The sequence below is a fragment of the Pseudomonas sp. 22526 genome, from assembly GCF_052044735.1.
GTDB lineage: Bacteria > Pseudomonadota > Gammaproteobacteria > Pseudomonadales > Pseudomonadaceae > Aquipseudomonas > Aquipseudomonas piscium.
The window spans coordinates 192,425-197,266 of sequence record NZ_JBQENK010000014.1; the positions used below are offsets into that span (position 1 = coordinate 192,425).

The 4,842-nt window shown below is 65.1% G+C and carries 4 protein-coding genes and 1 pseudogene; 2 read left to right on the forward strand and 3 right to left on the reverse strand.

Going from position 1 to position 4,842, the window contains the following annotated elements; all coding sequences use genetic code 11:
* Positions 1-44: 44 nt before the first annotated feature.
* The gene (gene lysA / locus ACTJKT_RS21665; protein ID WP_440788504.1) at positions 45-1,283 is read right to left on the reverse strand and encodes a diaminopimelate decarboxylase; all 1,239 of its coding nucleotides are present in this window, start codon (positions 1,281-1,283) and stop codon (positions 45-47) included.
* Positions 1,284-1,419: 136 nt separating this feature from the next.
* Between lysA and ACTJKT_RS21670 the strand changes: the two genes are divergently transcribed.
* Positions 1,420-2,346, forward strand: coding sequence for a LysR family transcriptional regulator (locus ACTJKT_RS21670; protein ID WP_053278434.1), 927 nt, complete (start codon positions 1,420-1,422; stop codon positions 2,344-2,346).
* A gap of 72 nt (positions 2,347-2,418) precedes the next feature.
* Positions 2,419-3,621 (forward strand): MFS transporter, encoded by a 1,203-nt coding sequence (locus tag ACTJKT_RS21675; RefSeq protein ID WP_440788505.1) that lies wholly within the window; start codon positions 2,419-2,421, stop codon positions 3,619-3,621.
* A 23-nt stretch (positions 3,622-3,644) separates the two neighbouring features.
* Here the strand turns inward: ACTJKT_RS21675 and ACTJKT_RS21680 are convergent, their stop codons facing one another.
* Complete coding sequence (locus ACTJKT_RS21680) at positions 3,645-4,235, reverse strand: hypothetical protein (RefSeq protein WP_440788506.1); 591 nt, start codon at positions 4,233-4,235, stop codon at positions 3,645-3,647.
* A 427-nt stretch (positions 4,236-4,662) separates the two neighbouring features.
* Positions 4,663-4,842 (reverse strand): annotated as a pseudogene (locus ACTJKT_RS21685) (acetyl-CoA C-acetyltransferase); the annotation flags it as partial.

Sequence of the window (4,842 nt, forward strand, 5' to 3'; positions counted from 1 at the left end):
GCTTGCCCGCGATGACGTCAGTAGCGTCGCCGCAAAAAAACGACTTACAACCCCATCTCCAGTTCCAGCAGATCCGCCAGCGGCTGGCGGCGGCGGATCAGTTTCACGTGGCCATCCTCGAACAGCACCTCCGGCAGCAGCGGCCGGCTGTTGTAGTTGGAGGACATGCTGGCGCCGTAGGCGCCGGTGTCGTGGATCACCAGCAGGTCGCCGACCCGGGCCTGGGGCAGCAGCTGCGGGGTCAGGCTTTCGTCGTCCTGGGTGAAGATATCGCCGGACTCGCACAGCGGGCCGCCGACCACAGTGGGCCGCAGTTCTCGCTGCACCGCCTGGCCATTGGCGTCGATCAGACTCATGGCGTGATAGGCGCCGTACATGGCCGGGCGCATCAGGTCGTTGAAGCCGGTGTCGGCCAGCACGAAGTGATGATTGCCAGCGTCTTTCACCACCCGCACTTCGCTGACCAGGCAACCGGCCTCGGCCACCAGGAAACGCCCGGGTTCGATTTCCATGCGCACGCCGTGGCCGAGCCAGGTTTCGATTTCCTCGCGGGCCTGGCGCCAGGCGTTGGCATAGCGACGCACGTCCACCGGCTCATCGCCCGCGCGGTACGGAGTGGACAGGCCGCCGCCGATGGAGAAGGCCTCGATGTCGTGGTCCAGGGACTTGACCGCCGCCACCATGGCCGCGCCGACCTGTTCCAGATGCCCGTAGTCCACGCCGGAACCGATGTGCATGTGCAGGCCCACCAGTTTCAGGCCGTACTGGCGGATCACCGCCAGGGCTTCATCGACCTGCTCGTGCCAGATACCGTGCTTGCTGTTTTCGCCGCCGGTGTTGGTCTTGCGGCTATGGCCGTGGCCGAAGCCCGGGTTGATCCGCAGCCACACGCGGTGGCCCGGGGATTTCTCGCCGAGCTGGCGCAGCATGTCGATGGAACCGGCATTGACCTCGATGTTCAGCTCCACCACCCGTTGCAGGGTGGCGGTGTCGAACAGGTCGCAGGTGAAGACGATGCCGGCCGGATCGCCTTGCGGGCTGAACCCGGCCAGCAGCGCCCGCTCGATTTCCCCCAGGGACACCGCGTCCACTCGCACCCCGGCCTCGCGGATCAGGCGCAGCACCTGCAGGTTGGAGCAGGCTTTCTGCGCGTAACGCACCACGTCGAAGGCCTTCAGTTGCTGGATGCGCACCTTGATGGTCCGCGCGTCGTAGCACCACAACGGGGTGCCGTACTGGCGGGCGGCGGCGGTCAGTTGCTCGGGGGAAAAGGGAATGGCCATGGCGATCGTCTGTGGCGGGGAAAGAGGCCTGCATGATGCCGAGGGCGGTGTATTCAATAAAATATCTATTCTTTATATCTCGATTCAGTTTTGATATGGGTTGTGCAAGTCAGAGTCTTAAACCAAGGAGCAAGCGGTGGACATTTCCCTGCGCCATATCGAGGTGTTCCGCGCCATCATGCAGGCCGGCAGCGTCACCGGCGCGGCGCGCCTGCTGTTCACCTCGCAACCCACGGTCAGCCGCGAGCTGGCGCGGCTGGAGAGCCTGTCCGGGTTGAGCCTGTTCGACCGCGAGGGCGGCCGCCTGCTGCCGACCGCCCAGGCCATGCTGTTGCTGGAGGAGGTGGAGCGGGCCTATGTCGGCCTGGAACGGATCAACAGCGTGGCGCAGTCGATTCGCCGCTTCGAGCACGGCCAGTTGAGCCTGACCTGCCTGCCGCTGTTCTCCCAGACCCTGCTGCCGCGGGTATGCAAGCACTTCCAGCAGCGCCACGCCGGCATCGGCCTGAGCATCACCGCCCAGGAATCGCCCTTGCTGGAAGAGTCCCTCAGCGCCCAGCGCCATGACCTGGGCCTGACCGAAAGCGAGCACCTGCCGCGGGGCACTCAGGGCGAACTGCTGTTCTGCGCCGACATGGTATGCATCCTGCCGGAAGGGCATCCGTTGCTGGCCAAGCCGCTGCTGCACAGCGAAGACTTTCGCGGAGTGAATTTCATCAACCTGTCAGGCCTGGACATTTATCGTCAGACCCTCGACGAGCACTTTCGCCAGGCCGGCATCGACCGCCGGGTGGTGATCGAAACCACCAATGCCGCCTCGGTCTGTGCCATGGTGCGCCAGCAACTGGGGGTAGCGATCATCAACCCGCTGAGCGCCATGGAGGAGGCGGGCAGGGGCCTGGCGATCCGGCCGCTGCAGTTGTCGGTGCCGTACCGGGTGATGCTGATCCGCCCGGATTTCCGGCCGTCGTCGATTTTCGTCGAGGCCTTCTGCGCCTCCTTGAAACAGGAGGCGTCGGCCCTGGCCGCGGCCCTCGAGCGTCGACTGCAACGGGAGCCATGACGGGCATTGCCGCCGTTGTCGGCCTAGGCTTGGAACAACCGGATTCTTGGTAAACCCTGGGGGATGTCTGTCATGGCGGGACCTGTAACGAGCGAATCCGGGAAGCATTTGAGTCGCGGCATTCCGCGCACGGTCTGGGCCCTGGGATTCGTCAGCCTGTTCATGGACGTGTCGTCCGAGCTGGTGCACAGCCTGTTGCCGCTGTACATGGTTGGAACCCTGGGGATCAGCATGCTGGTGGTCGGCATCATCGAGGGCGTGGCGGAAGCCACGGCGCTGATGGTGAAAGTCTTTTCCGGCGCCATCAGCGACTTTATCGGCCGGCGCAAGGAGCTCCTGTTGCTGGGTTATGGCCTGGCGGCGCTGACCAAGCCGCTGTTCCCCCTGGCGAGTTCGGCGGAACTGGTGTTCAGCGCACGCCTGCTGGACCGCATCGGCAAGGGCATTCGCGGCGCGCCACGGGATGCCCTGGTGGCGGACGTGGCCCCGGCGGAAATCCGCGGTGCCTGTTTTGGCCTGCGCCAGTCCCTGGACACCGTGGGGGCCTTCCTCGGACCGATCCTGGCCATCGGCCTGATGCTGTGGCTGGCCAACGATATCGCCCAGGTCCTGTGGCTGGCGGTGATCCCCGCGGCGCTGGCCGTGGTGCTGCTGATCTTCGCCATCCGCGAACCCGAACATGCCCCCGGCACCCGGCACTTCCAGTCACCATTACGGCTGGCCTCGCTGCGGCGGTTTTCCCGGCATTACTGGTGGGTGGTGGCCATCGGCGCGGCTTTCACCCTGGCTCGTTTCAGCGAGGCGTTCCTGGTGCTGCGGGCCCAGCAACTGGGCTTCTCCGCCGCCTGGGTGCCACTGGTGATGGTGGTCATGGCCGGGTTCTACATGGTCTCGGCCTATCCGGTCGGCAAATGGTCGGACCGCATCAACCGCAGCGCCTTGCTCAGCGTCGGCCTGCTGTTGCTGATCCTCGCCGACCTGGTGCTGGCCTATGCCGAATCGGTGCCGATGGTGCTGCTCGGCGTCGCCCTGTGGGGCCTGCACATGGGCTTCAGCCAGGGCATCCTCGCCACCCTGGTGGCCGACACCACGCCCGCCGACCTCAAGGGCACTGCCTTTGGTGTGTTCAATCTGCTGAGCGGAATCGCCCTGTTGCTGGCCAGCGTGATCGCCGGCTGGCTGTGGCAGGCCCATGGCGCGGCGCTGACGTTCTACGCCGGGGCGGGGTTTGCCGCTTTGTCGCTGCTGTTGCTGATGGGCAAGCCGAAGTCGTAGTGACAGCCCCTGGGGGCAAGGCGCTAGCTGCTCCCGCCAGGCTGCTCGGCCGACAGGCTCCAGACAATGGAGGTCAGGATGCCCAGGTCGAGCAGCAGGGCTTGTGAACGCAGGGCCTTGCGCAAGGGCGGGTAGTCGGCCTTGGTCGCCTTGAAGCTGGACTTTTCCAGCACATGGATATGCCTGGTCAGCACAGTGACGGCCAGGTTGGCCAGCTGCTTCTCGGTGGTGGGTTCAGCGATATCCAGTTCCTTCAAGCGGTTCTGGAAGGCGGCTATGGCTTCCTTTTCACTGTCATCCCGGGGCTGGTAGAGGATCTTCTGCTCGGGGGCGCTGGCGGTGACCTTCTTGAACAGCACGGCTGACTCGTTGAAGTGTTGCAGGGCCGCGGCCTTGGCCTCGGTGGCATGCAGGGGCTCCTTCAGTTCGAGGTACATCAGCATTTCGTGGAATTTCTGAAAGCCCCGGTGCAGCTCGGCGCCGGCGTTGGTCGAGAGTTTCTCGAGTCCTTGTCTGTCCGCGTCGAAGGAGGGGCCGGCACTGGCCTGGAGGCTGATCAGCCCCGCCAGCAATAGGCAAAAGCCGGTGTAGAGCAGGCATCTGATCAGGCGCATGTTCCGCTCCTCGTTATCGGGTCGATGAAGGAGGCAAGGATTGGGTGGCATGCTCTGCCCATGGGGGCTTGAGCGCTGTGATCCGGCTTCGACAGGTAACGCACCGCGCACCGACCTGGACTGTTTCAGCCGTGAGTCATTGGGCAGGAGGGAGTGGGAAACGGGTCTCGCCAGCCGTATGAGTTGAATGTAGCTGACGGATGGGCGGCTGCCAGCGGCCTCTGTTCAGCGTCTGTCGGGCCGCAAAATAAACCCGGCGCACCATGAGGTGCGCCGGGTGTGTTGCCGGCTGGCCGCCGGATGTCGTGGGTCCGAGGGCCGGCCGTGGTGCGCGGTGGGTGCCTACCTGTAGGAGCGAGGCTTGCCCGCGATANGTCGTGACGTTTGTTTCGCGGGCAAGCCTCGCTCCTACAGGAAGGGCGCTGGGTTAGCGTTCGATGGCCAGAGCTACGCCCTGGCCGCCGCCGATGCACAAGGTCGCCAGGCCTTTCTTGGCATCGCGCTTGAGCATCTCGTGCAGCAGGGTCACCAGCACCCGGCAGCCCGAGGCGCCGATCGGGTGGCCGAGGGCGATGGCGCCGCCGTTGACGTTGACCTTGCTCGCGTC

Excerpts from the sequence above, each read along its gene's own strand:
- lysA (WP_440788504.1), bottom strand. The coding sequence starts at position 1,283 with ATGGCCATTCCCTTTTCCCCCGAGCAACTGACCGCCGCCGCCCGCCAG.
- ACTJKT_RS21680 (WP_440788506.1), bottom strand. The coding sequence starts at position 4,235 with ATGCGCCTGATCAGATGCCTGCTCTACACCGGCTTTTGCCTATTGCTG.
- ACTJKT_RS21675 (WP_440788505.1), top strand. The coding sequence starts at position 2,419 with ATGGCGGGACCTGTAACGAGCGAATCCGGGAAGCATTTGAGTCGCGGC.